13 protein-coding genes are annotated in these 17,475 nt (G+C 44.0%); 6 read left to right on the top strand and 7 right to left on the bottom strand.

The annotated features are described in order from the left end of the window. Positions 1-164 precede the first annotated feature (164 nt). From OE749_RS08065 to OE749_RS08040, 6 genes are all read left to right on the top strand, one after another. The gene (locus OE749_RS08065; protein WP_263711926.1) at positions 165-1,379 is read left to right on the top strand and encodes a hypothetical protein; all 1,215 of its coding nucleotides are present in this window, start codon (positions 165-167) and stop codon (positions 1,377-1,379) included. Positions 1,380-1,683: 304 nt separating this feature from the next. Beyond that, entirely contained in the window at positions 1,684-1,818 is a 135-nt protein-coding gene (locus tag OE749_RS08060) for a hypothetical protein (RefSeq protein ID WP_263711925.1), read from the top strand. 119 nt (positions 1,819-1,937) lie between these two features. Next, positions 1,938-2,222 (top strand): hypothetical protein, encoded by a 285-nt coding sequence (locus tag OE749_RS08055; RefSeq protein ID WP_263711924.1) that lies wholly within the window; start codon positions 1,938-1,940, stop codon positions 2,220-2,222. Between the two features lie 232 nt (positions 2,223-2,454). Then, positions 2,455-2,673, top strand: a complete 219-nt coding sequence (locus tag OE749_RS08050; protein WP_263711923.1) for a hypothetical protein — start codon at positions 2,455-2,457, stop codon at positions 2,671-2,673. A gap of 33 nt (positions 2,674-2,706) precedes the next feature. After that, a complete protein-coding gene (locus OE749_RS08045; protein WP_263711922.1) occupies positions 2,707-2,847 on the top strand; it encodes a hypothetical protein in 141 nt (46 codons plus the stop codon). A 121-nt stretch (positions 2,848-2,968) separates the two neighbouring features. Further along, positions 2,969-3,595 carry a hypothetical protein gene (locus tag OE749_RS08040; protein WP_263711921.1) on the top strand — a complete coding sequence of 209 codons (627 nt, stop codon included), beginning with the start codon at positions 2,969-2,971 and terminating at the stop codon, positions 3,593-3,595. Positions 3,596-3,644: 49 nt separating this feature from the next. Here OE749_RS08040 and OE749_RS08035 read toward each other — a convergent pair whose 3' ends face one another. From OE749_RS08035 to rppH, 7 genes are all read right to left on the bottom strand, one after another. Next, positions 3,645-3,893, bottom strand: a complete 249-nt coding sequence (locus tag OE749_RS08035) for a hypothetical protein (RefSeq protein WP_263711920.1) — start codon at positions 3,891-3,893, stop codon at positions 3,645-3,647. 65 nt (positions 3,894-3,958) lie between these two features. Further along, complete coding sequence (locus OE749_RS08030) at positions 3,959-10,888, bottom strand: DUF4329 domain-containing protein (RefSeq protein ID WP_263711919.1); 6,930 nt, start codon at positions 10,886-10,888, stop codon at positions 3,959-3,961. A gap of 1,081 nt (positions 10,889-11,969) precedes the next feature. Next, entirely contained in the window at positions 11,970-12,884 is a 915-nt protein-coding gene (thyA, locus tag OE749_RS08025) for a thymidylate synthase (RefSeq protein ID WP_263711918.1), read from the bottom strand. A 17-nt stretch (positions 12,885-12,901) separates the two neighbouring features. Further along, a complete protein-coding gene (gene lgt, locus OE749_RS08020; RefSeq protein ID WP_263711917.1) occupies positions 12,902-13,720 on the bottom strand; it encodes a prolipoprotein diacylglyceryl transferase in 819 nt (272 codons plus the stop codon). A gap of 7 nt (positions 13,721-13,727) precedes the next feature. Beyond that, positions 13,728-14,516, bottom strand: a complete 789-nt coding sequence (locus OE749_RS08015) for a sulfite exporter TauE/SafE family protein (RefSeq protein ID WP_263711916.1) — start codon at positions 14,514-14,516, stop codon at positions 13,728-13,730. A 13-nt stretch (positions 14,517-14,529) separates the two neighbouring features. After that, positions 14,530-16,812: a phosphoenolpyruvate--protein phosphotransferase gene (ptsP, locus tag OE749_RS08010; RefSeq protein ID WP_263711915.1), complete on the bottom strand. Its 2,283-nt coding sequence runs from the start codon at positions 16,810-16,812 to the stop codon at positions 14,530-14,532. Between the two features lie 11 nt (positions 16,813-16,823). After that, positions 16,824-17,348, bottom strand: coding sequence for an RNA pyrophosphohydrolase (gene rppH, locus OE749_RS08005; RefSeq protein ID WP_263711914.1), 525 nt, complete (start codon positions 17,346-17,348; stop codon positions 16,824-16,826). Between the last annotated feature and the right edge of the window lie 127 nt (positions 17,349-17,475).

The following is a 17,475-nucleotide window of genomic DNA, read 5'->3' as shown; positions in this document are numbered from 1 at the left end:
TTGTTAATTAGAGTTTATTTTTACCCCAAATCTCTGTATATCTCGCCCAAATAGGGTTAAAATATTAACCTGATGATATTCCATCAACTTCACTTAAAACAAAGAAAGATAGAAACGGATTTTTCAAGGATGCGATCTATCAAATACACCTTATGGAGCAAGCAATGAAAAAAATTGCCATTATGTCTGCACTGCTTTTGAGCGCTCAACATGCATCTGCAAACAACATCTTAGACGAATATTTCAATACACCTGAAAATGGCGGAGAGTTGTTGTATCAGCCCCATTATGGTTACGGCAAAACCTCAAAGGGCAGCGATTTTAATTTATGTGATAGCTACGCAACCAAACGTGTGCCAGGCGATAAAATTACAGCCATTACCACTTACAGTGGCTCTGAACAGCTAAAAGGCATCAAAATTGAGTATCTTTATGCAGATGATGAAACCGTAGGCAACACCAGTGGCAATGGATACCGTAAAGTATTCGGAAACACTGAATACATTCAAGGATACCGCTTTTATAAAAAGCGCGACGGCAACATCTCTCGTATCAAATTAAATCTTAAAGACACGGCAAACAATGACACCCGCGATATCGTATTTGGTGGTGGAAATGGCTGGTACAAATCAGTGGAACGCTCCGTTAATGTGAGTGAACGTTCTGTTATTGGTTTTGCAGGCACCGCTGGTTCCTCAACGATTTGGAGCATTTATCCTTGTACGGCGAAGCGCCTAGACTTAGAAGAAATTGATGTCACGATTCATTGGGATCGCATCTCTGAAAAAGTAAACGAAAAGAAAAACTTTTTCGGTGAAAGCCTGATGAAAAACAACTCAAGCCTTGACCAGTACGGCAGCACAGAGGTGTGGTACAGCTATGGTCTGAAGGAATCTGACAGCTGGACTGAAACACTCGGATTGTCAGTTACCGCTGGGGTAACCTTAACCCAAGGCTACAAAGTGGGCGTGCCGAGCACGGTAGAAAATAGCGGTTCTATTAGCTTCAACTTTTCTGAGACCTTTAGCGCCTCAACAACCATTGGCGGCACATCAGAGCAAAGTACGCAGAAAACCCTCAAGCAATCCATTGGCACAAATGTTCCTGCGTACGGTGTTATGCTTGCGCGTATTCAAGTTGATTTCTCATCTGTAAGCGTGCCTTACACATCAACAGTAAAGAACCCTCATAACGGCGATATCTTCAAGTTTACCGGTGTAATTGAAGGGTCTGATTACACTAACGCGAAATACGATTGGGATGAAATCGGCTATTATGCCAACAATACCTATCATATTTTCACGAGCTTTGCGTGGGTAGCCGATGACTACGGCTTGTCTAACTACACCATTGTTGCAGATCCGGTTATTACACCGTAGCAATAAAAGCGTTTGAAATAACCGCCCAAGCAACGTAATTAAACAGAGAAGATGTCACTATCTTCTCTGTTATCGTCACCACAACGCTAAGCAAAACGCCCACCTTCAAAAAACCTAATCCAAATAATCACGCCCTTAGTACAGTTTCTATTAGCAGCCATTGGCGTATGCTTTGTAGCGCACATTAAAGTGCAATTTGAGGCACATGTTGAGGTACACATTAAGGCGTAGCCACTTCATCTGCACATAGTAAGCTCAGAACAGGAAAATACACGATTAAAAACAATGTGTGCAAGCGTTTACCATGAAGAAAAATGCAAGTTTGCTTGCCGTTATCGTAATAGCAATTAGCTCTGCATTAATGGGGATCCCATTATGGGCGGTAATATTGATTGTGAGTATAGGCAGTGTCGTAGAATTGTTGCTCAACAAAAAATGAGGAGTCTGCCAAGCATACACGCAACATGCACTAGAAATAGTAACATGTATTTACCACGTAAAACGTAACCCGATAGATTACATAATCAAAGCGGCCTACATAGGTTAACCAGAGATACTATGGCAAGAGTATTAAGAAGATGCCCTGAATGTGGGAATAACAGTGTAGATACAGAAAAGCTATTTGAGGGCACGCCCTGCTTAAGCTGCGGCAAATTAATAGAAGCACATTTTCTTTACGCAGCAGGCGTCCCAGCCATACTGGGAGCACTGGCACTTATAGCGTTTACGTATTCATTTGGCGCTTTAGGCGTAATGTTTACCGTACTGGTTTTACTTTTTTCGTTTAATCGAGAAACATTGTTAAAGCACCACTTTCCTTTACGGTGCTACGAAAACGAATAAAGTACGAATTTTCTTTTAATGGCAACCTCAACAATAAAACAATACTGGCTTCGAACCCTAATACAAATAATCAGGCCCTTAGTACAGTTTCTATTAGTAGCCATTGGCTTAAGCTTTGTAGCGCACATTAAGGTGCAATTTGAGGCACATGTTGAGGTACACATTAAGGCGTAGCCACTTCATCTGCACATAGTAAGCTCAAAACAGAAAAATACATGATTAAGGACGATATATGCATGACATATCAATAACGGAATGTCACCAAATTAGTGGTGGCGTAAGTCAAGAAACCGCCATTAGTGGCAATTTAGCGGTAGTTGGAATGGGGGTTGCTGTCGCCGTGACGGGAGCAACAGCACCGGTATGGTTTCCCGTTGCCATGATTGCGGTAAGTGTAGGGCTAACAGGCTCATATATTAATGACCGACTAAACAAGCGAAACAGTCATTAAAATTTAGTTTTACCCGTTTATAAGGAGGCAGCAATGCATAAAGCATGGAAAACACTGAACAAACCAACAACAACACATTGGGGAAAAGGTAAAATCGTCTCCCCCAACCGCTTGTTCATCGCCGGTGTGGCCATTGGCTTTGCCATGGGCGTATTGACTGCCTCATTTTTTTAAAACATAAGGCAAGCAATGCCAAAGCGGCCAATAAAGCCTGAAGCGACTGTTTTCTTCTGTGTTGATAATTAGTGAATCATAACAGGCTTACGAAAGGCCCTATGAACCAGGCACAGTTAACTTGGTGCGCAAGGTCTATCAGGAGCAAGGAAAACTGGGCACAGAAAACATTCTGATTGAATGCGTAGTCTCCAATCAGAGTCTGTATTTTGCGTTTTCAAAAGGTGAGCGGGTGCGCTTTACCAAAAACGATTACAAAAGGGATTTCACCAACGGCGAGCAAGGCACCCTCACTCAGGTGTTACAACTTCAGGATGATATTCGTTTTACGGTCAAGCTCGATAGCGGTCGCACGGTGAGCTTTTATCAGTCGGATTATTCCGATGAACAAGGCAGACTGCAACTGGTACAAGCCTATGCCTGTACAGTGTACTCAAGCCAAGGGGCAACCGTCGATGGTGATACCTTTGTGTTGTATACCACCGCTATGGACAGAGCCGCATCCTATGTGGCTGGAAGTCGTCACAAAGACAACTGCCATTGGTTCGTCAATGGCCAAGAGTTGGATGCCCACAGCGGTCATGCCGACAAGGGGCAAACACCGGACATGGCCACACGCCTGAAGACCCTAGCCCGCTGCATGAGCAACAATAAACACAAAGCCATGGCCAGTGAGTACATTGCTGAACAAGAGGCACAGCAGGAAGCCACGCAACAAATCACTAATGAGAACGAGCTGGCTGCCTAAGACTACAAAGCCCGCTGATTGATGCGGGCTTTGTTAATCCGATATATTTCTATCTAACAAATTGATGAATGATTTTACCTGTCTCTTTTGAATAACGCATTTCAATCATTATACCGTCCGTGGTATTGCCACGGTCATGATTTGTTGCATCTGTTTCGACAAATATATAAACATACTCGTGAGGCTTATTAATAATCTGGACGTTAAAGTCAGTATCGATACCCAATTCTGATAGTGTTTCAAATGATAGCCTTAACCCCTTAGAAGTCTCCTTATCCAAACTAATTGCGTCTTTCATTAATTCTCCAGCTCCAATTTGCATTGAAAAGAAAACAGGGAGTACGAGAAAACATATTAAGTATTTCATTTGATAATATACTCCTTATCGTTCGTGGGGTCGTAAGCTCTAAATGTGCCACTCGGGGTACCTAGGTACCCTCTATACCTTGGACCTCCTTTAGAATCGTGACGTATCCCTTTGTAGTCATTTTCAGAGAAATAATCCGACCTAAAGTCATCTCTTTTGGGATCACCTGTTCGAATAGCCCTTTTTGTATCCCAGTCATAAGTCGAATAATCACCATGTGTGTGATAATCTCCTAGAACTTTTGCTCCTTTAGGTACAAGTTTCCTCGCCTTTGATGGTGAAAATCCTTGATCAGTACCCTTCATTGGCTCAGTGTAGCCATAAGTTCCATCTTTCTTTCTGTAAATTAAACCACCATATTCTAAGTTTTCTTTAACAGACAACTCATTTGCTTTCGTCAGTGCATTAACAGCAGCTTGATCTTGTAATGAGAGCTTGTCTTTGGGCTTTTCTGCTTCATTCTGATCCTGTATATCATTTGAAACAGTCTGATTTCGTGCCCTTTCAGTACCAAATTGCGAATTATTTTTAGCAATCTCGCCTTGCGATCCAATATCTGAAACGTTATACCCAGCCCCGGATAACGAATTTGAAACAGAGTTTTTAACGGAGTTTACTGCGGCTCCATTGCTACCACTAAATGTAACTGTAGCACCACCACTTCCATTTGACTTAGCACTTACTTCAACCTTGTGCTTAATACGGCTCCCTGTTTTGGTAACAGTGACCGTTTTCTTGACCTCATCTTCTGGAGAATATCCAGTAGGGTCGGTTCCTGACAGTGGATTATTCAGCATGTAGGAATAGGGGTTGATACCTTGCGATCCGCCATGCACTAATGGATCAACCGACATAAACCTACCAACGTTATAATCATACACCCGCCCGTTCATATGGATAAGTTCGGCTTCGTCCAAGTGTTCGTGATCGGTGAAGCCGCGGCGCACGTCGGGGCGTTCGTCTAAGGTATTTAGGGCAATTTGAGCATTAGTCAGGGTAGACCAATCGCCATTACGGGGTTTACCGAATGGATCGTAGAAGCGACGTGATCTTACTTCATTTAAATGATCGGTCATGGTAACCGCACTGCCCAAACGGTCGCGGTGCGTAAACAAAATGTTGCTGCCGCCGCCGTCGTATTCAGTAATAATGGCAATATCTGAGATGTAACTCTTATAGTTTCGTTTACCGCCAGTTTCTTCGACTTCGAAGTGCTTACCAATGTAATAGGTGGTGGTGGTTTTCCCGTCGACAACGCGCGTTTGCTTATAGCGTGCTAAATCAGCGCCATAATACAGCTGAATATTGCTCCCACCTTTCGTGATTTTGGTCGGTTTATTAAACGGGTTGTACCATACTTCTTGAGCGCCATTGCGATGAGTTTGGTTCCCTTTACTATCGTACGTAAAGCTAATTGTTGAACCCGACTTTAACCTAACCTTATTCAGTTGGTTAGTGCCTGTTTTATACTCATACGCACCATTGCTAATTGCTGAGTAATCGCTTTTTTTCAGCATGTTACCCACGGCATCATAGCCGTATTCTGTAGCAAAATCAGAAATACCACTTCCTGAAACAGAAGAACGTGTTAAGCGATGGAGTGCGTCGTAAGTAAACGTTTCAGTCACGTTTGGCATTCCATAGCTACTATTGCGTTGCTCTTTCAGATTTCCGTAGCTATCGTACTCAACATAAGTCAAATTGTGATCTTGGCCTACCTGAGTAGACAACATTTGCCCAGAAGCAGCATGATAATTATAAGTGCCTTTGAGAGAAGCATTATTTATGCGCGCTTCGGCAATATTGCCAAAAGCGTCTTGTGCCGTAACTGTACGATACTCAAAATGGCTCTCTGCGTTTCTTTCCGTGGTTAAATACCCTGCGTCGTTATAGAGATACTCTATTTTAATCCCTTCGCTATGATTACCAAATGCTGGATATTCCAACGACAAAGGCCGACCTAGATTATTGTCGTAGGTATTGTATGTCGTGAATGTTTCCCCCCCTTTAGGCGTGTTAACCCTTACGGTAGTTGAAATAACACGTGCCGCTTCATCGTAATCATACTCGGTACTATGCCCAGACACAGATTGCTTTGTGAGTAAGCTAGGTTGTTTTGTATCCCAAACGAAAGTCGCGACCTCACCGGTACTTGTGCCGCGTTCGACAACGCGTCCAAGCGCATCTACTTCGTAATAAATACTCTGGTTATTTGCATCGAGCTCTTTTTCAAGCTCTCCAAAATCATTATACGTAAAGTGTGTTGTTCCTTGATTAGGGTCTTTTACATACACTTTACGACCAAGCCCATCGTACTTAGCTTGTATATCGTTGTTTTTTGCATCTTTAATAATAATTGGATTGCCAGCACCATCATAAGCATACTGCGTCACGCCCCCCGACGCATCTACGGTTCTAACCAGCTGCTCAAGTGAGTTATAAGCGCGAGACATTGATAATCTTTGGCCCACCGTCGGCTCGACGGTAATAGCTGTGTTTAATTTGTTGTACGAGTACGTTGTCTGTAAACGTCCCCGTGTTTGAGGGGTCTCTTTGCTGGTAGGACGCCCCAAAGCATCAAACCCGCTATAGGTTGTAAATATCGGAGAAGCACCACTTAAATACGGAGCAGACTCTTTAGCCACTAACCCTCGTGGGTTATATATCACATCATTAAAAATGTACTGCACATCGTCAAAATGCTTAGTCGCTGTACGAATACTACGCCCTAGTACATCTTTATATTCCTTTGTTTCAGGCACACCAGCCTGAGTCAACACTGTTTGCATTACAGCAAGGCTAGGTGCATTGAAATCAGGTTTTTGGTAAGCGATAAGTTGCGCTGGGAAGCCGGTGGCCTCAATTTTCACTGGGCGAGCCAGCGCATCGTAATGGGTAATGGTTACTGCACCTGTGGGGGCTGTTTCAGATTTGGGTAACCCCGTCGCAGGATCGGTGCGTACTTGTGTGACCAAGTCTATTGGCCCATTTTCTTGAATAACTCTTAATGGAAAATACCCATCGGCGCTTTCATTCTGCCCATCGTTGGTATAGGTTGTAGTAACTAAACGGCGCTGGCTTTGAGTTGACGCGGTGTTTTTTACGTACACATTCCCTGTCGTGCTGACCTTAGTGGGTAAACCATACATATTGTATGTTGTCGTGGTAGTTGCAGCGAGGGTTTGAGGGGTTAACTGAGTGCCTTCTCCGCTCGTTTCACCATGCCAGACCTTTTGTGTTTCTAGCACGCGCGTTGTCTCATTCCAACTCGCCTGTGTTTTTACTACTTTGTCATAATTCAGTTCAGCCGGTACAGAGATTGCCTGTCCCTTCACCTTATGTTTTACCTGCGTTTTGCTGTTGTAACGACTTGGCCAGCTACGCGACGCTTGTTGATAATCACCGTAGGTAGTCGTGGCATATTCACCTAATTCATCTTTTATCGTAACGTTGGCTTTTTCTACGTTATTAAACTTATCAACCGACATTACCTGATGCAGCTTATGACTAACCAGCTCGCGTGATGAGATATCATAGGTTTTGGCATCGCTACGCGTCATGTAGTACAAATAGACTCCCGGCAGATTGTGATGCGGGTTATCGCTCCAGCTATTTTCTGTACGGCTAATTATCGGGCATGCGCTCGATGCAGTTTTACACGACCAATCAGTTAAGGCAGTAGAAGCAAATACTGTCTGTGACTCAATATGAGAGCTCTCTGGGAATTTTTGCTTAAACAAGGTTCTTGTTGAAACTTGGCTCGCCAAATCTTTCTCAAGAATAGATCTAAAGCCTCTAAAACCTCGTCCCTGCGTATTATAAACAGCACCAGAATATTGATACGCTGTAGTATTTTGACTACCCACGCCGTTTGATGACAGGTGTCTAGACACCACATACATGCTCGAGGCAAAATTAAAATGATGTTCATCGACAAATCCATTTTCATCGCGCCCTGGATTATAAAAATCATCACCTTCTGATTGGCTTGAAAGCGGACGGTACTTCCACTCGCTGCGCATGCCAATGCCATTGTTAGCAGCAACCATAAGATCCACAGGTTGATAGTCGCCTTTGCTCGGAGACGTGGTTGTGGTTGCACCGTAATTTTTACTTACAAAAATTCGGTCTTCGTTATTATTGAATGGCGCAGGAGCAGCGCCTCCCTGCATTGAACACCCACTGTCGTAACAACCGTACGCGAATACGATATCGTGCAATCCTTTACCAAACGCATCGGTAGATACGTTTAAGGCACGTGTGGCCTTTAAGTCAAATCGTGGCTTGTCACTCTTAGTAATGAAGTAGCCCTTAACGTTTCCTTGCGCATCTTCTTTAAACCCTAGCGCTTTAAACTGATAAACATTTCTATCCACTTCTGGTGAAAGCGTTGCGGTAGAATATTGCCCCGTAGCGTAGGGGGCGCTCAATGCCGCACCGCACTTGGTGGCATTTTCCCAAAAAGACGCTGTTTTCCACTCTCTAACTTTTGCGCACGCACCAACCGCGATATAATCGGGCATAAGTAACTCAGAACGCCCGTCGCCGTTAACATCCATTTGTTGAAATGTCTCACTGAATTTGGGTTCCCAGCCGTACTCAGGTTCAAGGTTAGATTTAGTGGTTAGCGGTATTGTTCGACTCTCTAAACTGATGCCTAAGTCTTGCGCTGCATCAAAGTTACCATCACCTTTGTTCAGTTTTACGCTCAGCGTATCATCATTATCAATGAAACCAACCCAGTCTGATAACCCGTCGCCATTAACATCTATCAGCGTTGTATAATCTTGAAATTTAATTAAAGGCGAATCACTACTTTTACTGAAGAAAATATCTTTCTCTTTCAGAGTAATACTATTGCCCGACTTTTCTGTTAGCAGAAGAGAGAGATGTGTGGGAATTTGCCTGAAGTAACGCTTACCATAAATGGTAAAATCCCCCATGCCGTCACCGTTCATGTCACCAACAAATTGTACATTGGTGTCAAACTCAGCCCCGCGTTTTGTTGCGTTCCCATTTATAGTAAGTAAATGGATTGGCGTTCCGTTATACGGTGTACCGCTATTATCTCCTTTGTGTAAGTACAAATACAAACTGTACTGACTACTACTTCCACTTTTTATAATAAAATCTGGATATCCGTCACCATTATAATCGCTAACATTCGTGACGTTATTCCAGTGGGTTTCACTCCCCTTCGAATACACATTAAACCCAGCATTTTTAAACGTTATCGTAGATTTGTTGAGGGTATACCCAATCTGTAGCGTTCCGTCGCTTAATATTCTGAATGCATCAGAGATACCATCGATGTTGAAATCCGCTTCAAAGCAGGTACTTTGATGTGTCCACTGGTCTTTGTAACAATTGGTATAAGTCTCTAAATATTTCTGCTCAACAACCTCGCCTTCAGCATTAAAGTGCGTCAACACGTTCGTATCGCTATTCGATCTTTTATAATGCCAATCTCTTACTCCGTTACCATCAAAATCTGCCGTTATGTGCAAATTTTTAAGATATGCGGCTTTGCCAGTCGTTCCTCGCGGTAAAATGTCCGATCCGTCGTTTTTAGTCACTAATTCAGTAACGAAAAGTGGGAACTCGTCAGTCCACGAAAATGAGGTTGGCTCACTACACAAGCTGGCTCCCCCTTTGTAACCACATTCTGTGACGCTTTTAAGAAGTGGGCGAGTCGATGATTCGCTTAGCGTATAAGAAAAATTGTATTCGCGAACTTTCGTAGACGCATAGAATGTCTCGATAGCTTGAAGTCGCTGAGTACTGCGGGTTTTAGCTCCAGCGAGATACTGGGTGGAGTAATATCCCGCATTTTCATAAATAAAGCGAACCTTACGGCTGCCATCATTATTGTTATACCCTGTATACGTTATGTAAGAGAGTAGAATCTCTCCATCACTATAATCGTTTGAATAATGGTACTTAATATTGTTAGCGTGTAAGTCGCTTTCTTTTTCAATCAGCCATGTTAACGGCGTATACGCGCCAGTCGGGGTTATGCGGGCTTGATTAGATTGCCCATAAATTCGAGTGTTACCATTAGGAAGGGCGACCGTAAAATATGCAGTGCTATCAGACAGACGGCCATACTGCGTTACCGTTACAAAGCTGTCGATTTCCGTAGTATAAGTCGTGCCCGTTTGACCATAATTGCCGTCTATTGGCACTAAACGCTGCCCCTCGAAGCAAAGTTTATCGCCACCATCAAATTTGATAGCTCGATTCGTGCCATCTTGTGCCATAGTTGAACTACAACGACTAATGCTGCTACCCGCATTAAGATTCCAACCAACACCAACAAGACCATTTCCCGCTCGACTGCTATAGCTCACCGACACAGCGGGTTGCATGCCTTTTCGCCCTGGCGGAATAACAATAGGGATCTGATACGACGCAGCACCGCCGCTTACGCTTGCCTGACCATTTATCGCGCCAAAAAAGTCAGAAACAGTGGTAGCGTTAATGGCACTGTGTGAAACCGGTGCCCCACCGTGAGCCGAAAAATCAAATTTATCTGCCGAACCAGGCTTAACTTCTAAGGGTGCGCTGTATTCACCCACACTATCGCAAAGGCGGGCTTTCGAATCAGGATGCGTCAAGCACGCGACAATTTTATAGGTATAAATTTTCGACAACAAAGTGGTCGAATCGGTATACTCATCGCCCGTGATGACCTCGGGAATTTCAACATATTGTGCTAAAGAATCTATTGCCCCATCTTTACGTACCAATTTATACGAATCAGCGTACACATTCTCAGTCCAAGTTAATGTGACGGGTTGCAATGTATCGGCACTCGCGTACGCAGGAAGTGACATCAAAGCAATAATACCGATTAGCATGCGCAAATATGGCATAATCCAATACAATTTAGATAAAGAGCGCGGTGAAGTTAAGTGGCTAGTCATTAGCACAAAATCCTGTTGAAACATCTTCTATTATTTTAAGCGAGTCAATCATCACACGAACTTGTTTAGAACTCGGGCAAATGACCTTACTCACTTAATAAAAATTCAGCTTTTAGCGGTGCGGAAGCAAACACATTAAGTAACGACCTAAGTGTTTAAAATTCGCCCCTATTAAGAACAAATACATCAGTGACTGTGCAATTTACCTGCTACAGAGGTGGAGGGTGATTTCACTGTCCTTAGTAAAGCTCATTTAGCTAACCCACTATTCTACTTCAAAAATAATAAAAAACTAGCCAAAGTTGAGCATGGTGTGAAAGAAGGCGACGATGTGCAAACACCTTTCATCAGAAGTAAAACATCCACGAAGTACACGAACTACCCTTTACGGTGAAAAGCGGAACACGTATGTTCAATTACCAGAGCAGAAAAAAGCCTCAAAAACTCGCAATAGCCGCTCTGTCTTCACATTGTTTATGCATATGAAGATAGTTTTGTTGTCGCATGAGCAAACAGCACTCATCCACCTTGAGTGCTTAATTTCATCGAAACCAATTCAATTCTTTTACGTGGTAGCATCAGCATTAAAATCGGAGTGAAAACATACATAGATAGCAATGAATTCGTAAAAAAACATCTAAACGATGTTTCTAAAGAAAGTAAGAAAATAGCATATACCTCAATACAGGCTTGTTCAGCTCAAGATAAATTCACAGAACGAATAAGCGCAGCCTCAATTCGAGTTTGAAAAGTAGTGCAATCATGCGCAAAAAGAGTGTTAATCTTCCTATAGCGCTGTACTACATGCCTCTGCAATACTTTGCAGATAAAACTTGTACCATTAAATTCACTGAAAATGCCTTACACGCATTACAATGAGCCATGTTTTACTTTTAAAGGCATCTCTTTTTAAAAGTAAAAAAAGAAATGCCTTTTCACGAGTCGTCATTGAGCTCTAATGGCAAGCTAATAAAGAAATGTTTCGTCAGCGAATAGCACGTTATGTGAACGTTCAACTATTTACCCTAGAGGCTACTCCTGCAACGCAGGGCTTTTGCCAACCGGCAACGGCCCGTCTTCCCTATACAGCAACAGGTGCAGGTATGGCTGGATGAGGGTCATAACCCTCAAGTTCAAAGTCATCAATGGTGTAATCAAACAATGAATCAGGTTTACGTTTAATGACTAACGTAGGAAATGCTTTAGGTTCACGCGTAAGCTGTTTTTTCGCCTGCTCAATATGGTTCATGTAGAGGTGAACATCCATACCGAACCATACGATTTCGCCCACTTCGTAGCCGGTCTGCTCCGCCAACAGCGTCGTAATAAATGCCAAATTAGCAATGTTAAAGGCAAGACCTAGGTAAGAATCACATGACCGTTGTACCATTCCACCAGAAAGCTTGTTTGTGTTCGGATCCACATAAAATTGGTAGTGCTTGTGACACGGTGGAAGCGCCATTTGATCTAGCTCTCCAACATTCCATCCATCAAATATAATTCGTCTTGAAGATGGGTTATGTTTTAATAGATCAATCACCTGAGATATTTGATCGATCTCTTGTCCGTCTTCGGTTTTCCATCTACGCCACTGTTTTCCATACACAGGCCCCAAATCCCCCCACTTTTGCGCGAATGCATCATCAGCCAATACTCGCTGCTCAAACGCTTCCATCGTAATTGACTTGTCGGGGCTGCCATCTGGTTGAGCATCAATAAACTTTTTATAAGGCCAATCACTCCAAATATGCACGTTCTGTTCAACTAACTCTCGAATATTGTGGCCACCAGACAGCATCCAGAGCATCTCTTTAAATGCCGTTTTCCAGTATACTCGCTTTGTAGTGAACACAGGGAAGCCTTCTGATAAATCAAAGCGCATCGTATGTCCAAAAACCGCTTTAGTCCCAACACCAGTTCGGTCTATTCTTTCGCTGCCCTTTTCTAGCAGCAGTGACAATAAATCTAAGTATTGTTTTTCAGGATGTATATTCATTTGGTTTAATTACTACATTAAGCGTTCGGTTGTTTGCTTGTTATCGAAGCTGAGTTGTTTTTACTATATGCCCAAATAATCAAGCCTAGTCCGGCGAAAATCATCGGTAGTGACAAGATCTGGCCTTGAGAGATAATACCGCCATACAAGCCAATATGTGCATCAGGCTCTCGGAAATATTCGATAATAAAACGGAACGTACCATAACCCAGTAAAAACAGGCCGCCAACTGCGCCTGTTGGTCGTGGTTTTGCTGAATAAAGCCAAAGTATCGCGAACAATACTACGCCTTCTAATGCGAATTCATATAACTGCGATGGATGACGCGGCAGCGGCCCTGCCCCCGGGAAAATAACTGCCCACGGTACGTCGCTGGTTCGTCCCCATAACTCGGCATTGATGAAGTTTCCTACACGCCCTGCGCCCAAGCCAATGGGAACAAGCGGCGCCACGAAATCCCCCACAGCGAGAAACGACGTATTGGTTTTACGGGCGGTATAAAACAACGAAGCAATCACACCCATTAGGCCGCCATGAAATGACATGCCGCCTTCCCATATGCGAAATAGATAAAGAGGATCGTCGAGAAACAAGCCGAACTGATAAAAAAATACGTACCCTAAGCGACCACCCAAGATTACGCCCATGAATCCCCAGAAGAGCATGTCGCTCACTTGATCTTTGCTCCAGCCAATTTGATCTCGGCGATGGTTAGCCAAAAGATAAGCCGCAATAAATCCAATTAAATACATCAACCCGTACCATTTGGGGCTGATTGGCCCAATAGTAAAAATAGCGGGATCGATAATCGGTAACGTGTAATGAGTATCCGACATGGAGGTTTTATCCTAACAACATACGCAGGCTGACAATAACCAGAAAGCCTGCAAAAATCTTTTTCAATAAGTGTGTATCAAGCGCATTGCTAATGCGCGCACCCAGCGTGGCAGTAAACGTTGACGTTAATATTATGCCTAACGTAGCGGGTAAATATACGTAACCTACCGCGTGCGACGGTAGCTCCGGCTGATTCCAACCCGCCACGATGTAGCTTGCCGTACCAAATACGGCAATCACCAAACCGCAAAAAGCAGCGCAGCCGATAGCGAGTTTAACATTAACACGAAACCAAACCAATGCAGGCACCATCAATGCCCCACCGCCAATCCCCATAAACGCTGAGATATTGCCAGTAATAAAACCGATTGAGGTCAAAATTTTCGGAGACATGTCATGTTTTGATGTTCTACGCCCACCAAATGCCATCTGTAAAGCAATGAGCGCTAATAAATAGGCAAAAATATTCTTTAACGCTTCACCTGATATCTGACTGGCAATTTGTGCTCCAACAACTGCGCCAAGTGAGATACCCAATGCACACCATTTCACTATCGTCATGTCTAGGTTTCCATAGCGATAATGTGCGCGGCTAGATGACATGCCCGTCAGAATAATAGTAGACAGCGAGGTGGCCACGGCCATTGGCATAGCGACAGAAAGTGGCAACATCAGCTCTTGAGTAAATAAATATAAAAGCACTGGCACAATGACAATGCCACCACCAATACCGAGCATACCTGCCAGTACGCCCACCACTGCGCCTAAGAACAAACAAATAATAAAAATAGACACCTGACTTCCTTGATTAAATACCGGCTCTGACCAATCCGCCTAAACCGATAGATTCCAAATACACATTAACATATTCACGCACCTGTAACGGGTGCTCTAACTTGAGGACTTTTTCTAGCAACGCATGTGCGTCAACTAGGGTGGTACTGCGAATCGCCCATTTTACCTTAAGCAAATTGTGGCTATTCATACTCAGTTTTCGATACCCCATCGCCATCAACAGAATTGCACCGCCCGGCTCGCCCGCCATTTCACCGCAAACGGTAACAGGCACGTTATGTTCATTCGATGTACTAATAATACTGCAAAGCGCATTCAATACCGCAGGGTGATAACTATCGTAAATGCTGGCAACACGTGGATTGTTGCGGTCAACGGCCAATAAATACTGCGTTAAATCGTTTGTGCCGACAGAAAAGAAATCGACTTTGTCGGCAAGATGAGACAGCTGATAAATCACCGCGGGTACTTCAAGCATCACACCAATTTCAGGCATGTTAACCTGCTCGCCACGTTGCTTTGCCTCTTCGCACACTTCATGATATGCCTGACGGATCAAGCGACGAGACTCTCTCACTTCTGCCACCGTGGTTATCATCGGAAGCATAATCTTTAAATTATTCAGACCAATACTTGCTCGGAGCATGGCTCTTACCTGAACAAGAAAGATCTCAGGGTGATCCAACGTCAAACGAATACCACGCCACCCCAAAAATGGATTTTCCTCTGCTATTGGAAAGTAAGGTAACGGCTTGTCTCCGCCCACATCCAAGGTGCGCATGGTAATACTCTTTTGCGGATTTACCGACAGCAGTGATTTGTACAGTGCCATTTGTTCATGTTCAGAAGGAAAACGCTCCCGCATCATGAAGGGCACTTCAGTGCGATAAAGACCAACGCCCTCGCCCTGATTAAAATGACTATTTTCTAACTCGGCAGACAGCCCTGTATTAATCAACAATGAGAGAATTTCGCCGTCTTGCGTCACAGTCGGTAAGTCAGCTTGCTCTTGAATGCGGTGAGACAGCTCCTGCTCTTCTTTAACCAGCAGAGCAAATTCATTTTTCACCGAATCAGACGGATTAACAATCACCTCGCCTGAATACCCATCTAGTAATAACGGCTTGCCGTCTAGCACAGACAGAGGTACATCTGTTAATCCCATCACAGCGGGAACGCCCATCGCTCGCGCTAAAATGGCAGCATGCGAGTTGTTAGAACCGCGCATCGACACAATGCCCTGAAGCTGCCCTGAAGGGTATTCAGCCAACATCGACGCCGTGACTTCATCCGCCACTAGCACAAAGGCTGATTTCGGGCGTTCTGTGCGAAACACCTCTCCCATGCCCACAATGTTAGCGAGAATACGATTAGACAAATCTTCTACATCGACTGCACGCTCTTGCATGTAGGGATCACTCATGCTTTTAAATTGCTGAATGTACTGCTCTACGACATATTTTAAACTGCTTCCCGCGTCCCAGCCTTCGCGTATATGGGCTTCAACCTCATGGCCGAGGCTGTTGGCATCTAAGAGGTGATGATAAATTTGGAAGATCGCCGCCACGTCTTCAGGCACCTCTCCCGCCATTCGTGACGAGAGTACGTTAACCTGTTCTCGTGTCGCAAAGACGGCATCTCGATATAGCGAGATTTCTTTATCCGCGTGGCGCGTATGTTTGGGCACATAGCTTTGCAAGGTTACGCGATAGTTCGATACAAAGCCGGTTCCCATCGCTAAACCTGACGAACCGGGAACTCCCATCAAAGACTTTTGATAATTTGGTGGGGTTTCTTCACTCGGCGTGAAGTAACCCCGAGCTTCTGCGTGTTTAATTTCAAGCGCAAGCTGCGCAGCAAGGGTAACGAGAAAGGCTTCTTCGTCTTCGCTAAAACGGCGCTTGCGTTTTTGCTGAAGTGTAATCACACCTAACACTTTGCGCTGATGAATAATCGGCGCGCCTAAGAAGGCATGGTACTGCTCTTCTTTTACTTCAGGATAGTGCTTAAAGCGTGGATGTGAACGGGCATCGCTGACGTTAAGCGGTTCTTCGCGTTGGCCAATCAAGCCTATTAGGCCTTCAGAAAAACCAATCGCCACACTGCCAATTGCCGATTTGGCTAACCCTTCCGTCGCCATCATTAAAAAGTGTTGTTTGTCATAGTCGGCAAGGTAAATAGAGCAGCTATCTACTGCCATAGACTGTTGTAAGCGGCTCGCCAAATGCTTAAGCGCATCCTCTAAATGAGGAATCTTATTCACTTCCTGAACAATACGCTTAAGCGTGGTTAGCATAGTGAAAGCACCTAACTTTTACGACGACGTTTATGATGATAGCTTCGTTGTTGGCGTTGACTATCAGGCATAGCCACATGGGCGAACTCTTTCATCACCCTGCGGTACACATCCCGCTTAAACGACACTACATTTCGAATAGGATACCAATAGCTAACCCAACGCCAATCGTCAAATTCAGGATGACCAGATTTAAGCACATCAACATCGCTTTCGTTGCATGACAACTGCAACAAAAACCATTTCTGTTTTTGACCTATACACACTGGATTACTACCTTGACGAATTAAACGTTTAGGCAGCTTATATCTCACCCAGTTTTTCGTTACTGCAAGAATCTCAACGTCGTTTGGCGATAGTCCGACTTCTTCATGTAACTCTCTGAACATCGCTTGTTCAGCAGTTTCCCCATCATCAATTCCGCCTTGCGGGAACTGCCATGAATGCTGGCCATAGCGTTTTGCCCAAAATACTTGCCCTATTCTATTGCAAATCACTATGCCGACATTCGCGCGGAATCCTTCGGCATCAATCACTTAGACTCCCGGGCACTCAATTCTATAAACTGGTTCCATTCTTCCACAAACTACGCTGTAATCAAAGCAATAAAATTATCGTGGTAAGAAAGCCCTCTAAGTAGGGACTGTTTGAGCAATATTACGA

The sequence above is a fragment of the Fluctibacter corallii genome (genome assembly GCF_025751585.1).
Taxonomy (GTDB): Bacteria; Pseudomonadota; Gammaproteobacteria; order Enterobacterales; family Alteromonadaceae; genus Fluctibacter_A; species Fluctibacter_A corallii.
This window is presented reverse-complemented; position numbering and strand designations above follow the sequence as displayed.

Excerpts from the sequence above, each read along its gene's own strand:
- OE749_RS08065 (WP_263711926.1), top strand. The coding sequence starts at position 165 with ATGAAAAAAATTGCCATTATGTCTGCACTGCTTTTGAGCGCTCAACAT.
- OE749_RS08060 (WP_263711925.1), top strand. The coding sequence starts at position 1,684 with ATGAAGAAAAATGCAAGTTTGCTTGCCGTTATCGTAATAGCAATTAGC.
- OE749_RS08055 (WP_263711924.1), top strand. The coding sequence starts at position 1,938 with ATGGCAAGAGTATTAAGAAGATGCCCTGAATGTGGGAATAACAGTGTA.
- OE749_RS08050 (WP_263711923.1), top strand. The coding sequence starts at position 2,455 with ATGCATGACATATCAATAACGGAATGTCACCAAATTAGTGGTGGCGTA.
- OE749_RS08045 (WP_263711922.1), top strand. The coding sequence starts at position 2,707 with ATGCATAAAGCATGGAAAACACTGAACAAACCAACAACAACACATTGG.
- OE749_RS08035 (WP_263711920.1), bottom strand. The coding sequence starts at position 3,893 with ATGAAAGACGCAATTAGTTTGGATAAGGAGACTTCTAAGGGGTTAAGG.
- OE749_RS08030 (WP_263711919.1), bottom strand. The coding sequence starts at position 10,888 with ATGACTAGCCACTTAACTTCACCGCGCTCTTTATCTAAATTGTATTGG.
- thyA (WP_263711918.1), bottom strand. The coding sequence starts at position 12,884 with ATGAATATACATCCTGAAAAACAATACTTAGATTTATTGTCACTGCTG.
- lgt (WP_263711917.1), bottom strand. The coding sequence starts at position 13,720 with ATGTCGGATACTCATTACACGTTACCGATTATCGATCCCGCTATTTTT.
- ptsP (WP_263711915.1), bottom strand. The coding sequence starts at position 16,812 with ATGCTAACCACGCTTAAGCGTATTGTTCAGGAAGTGAATAAGATTCCT.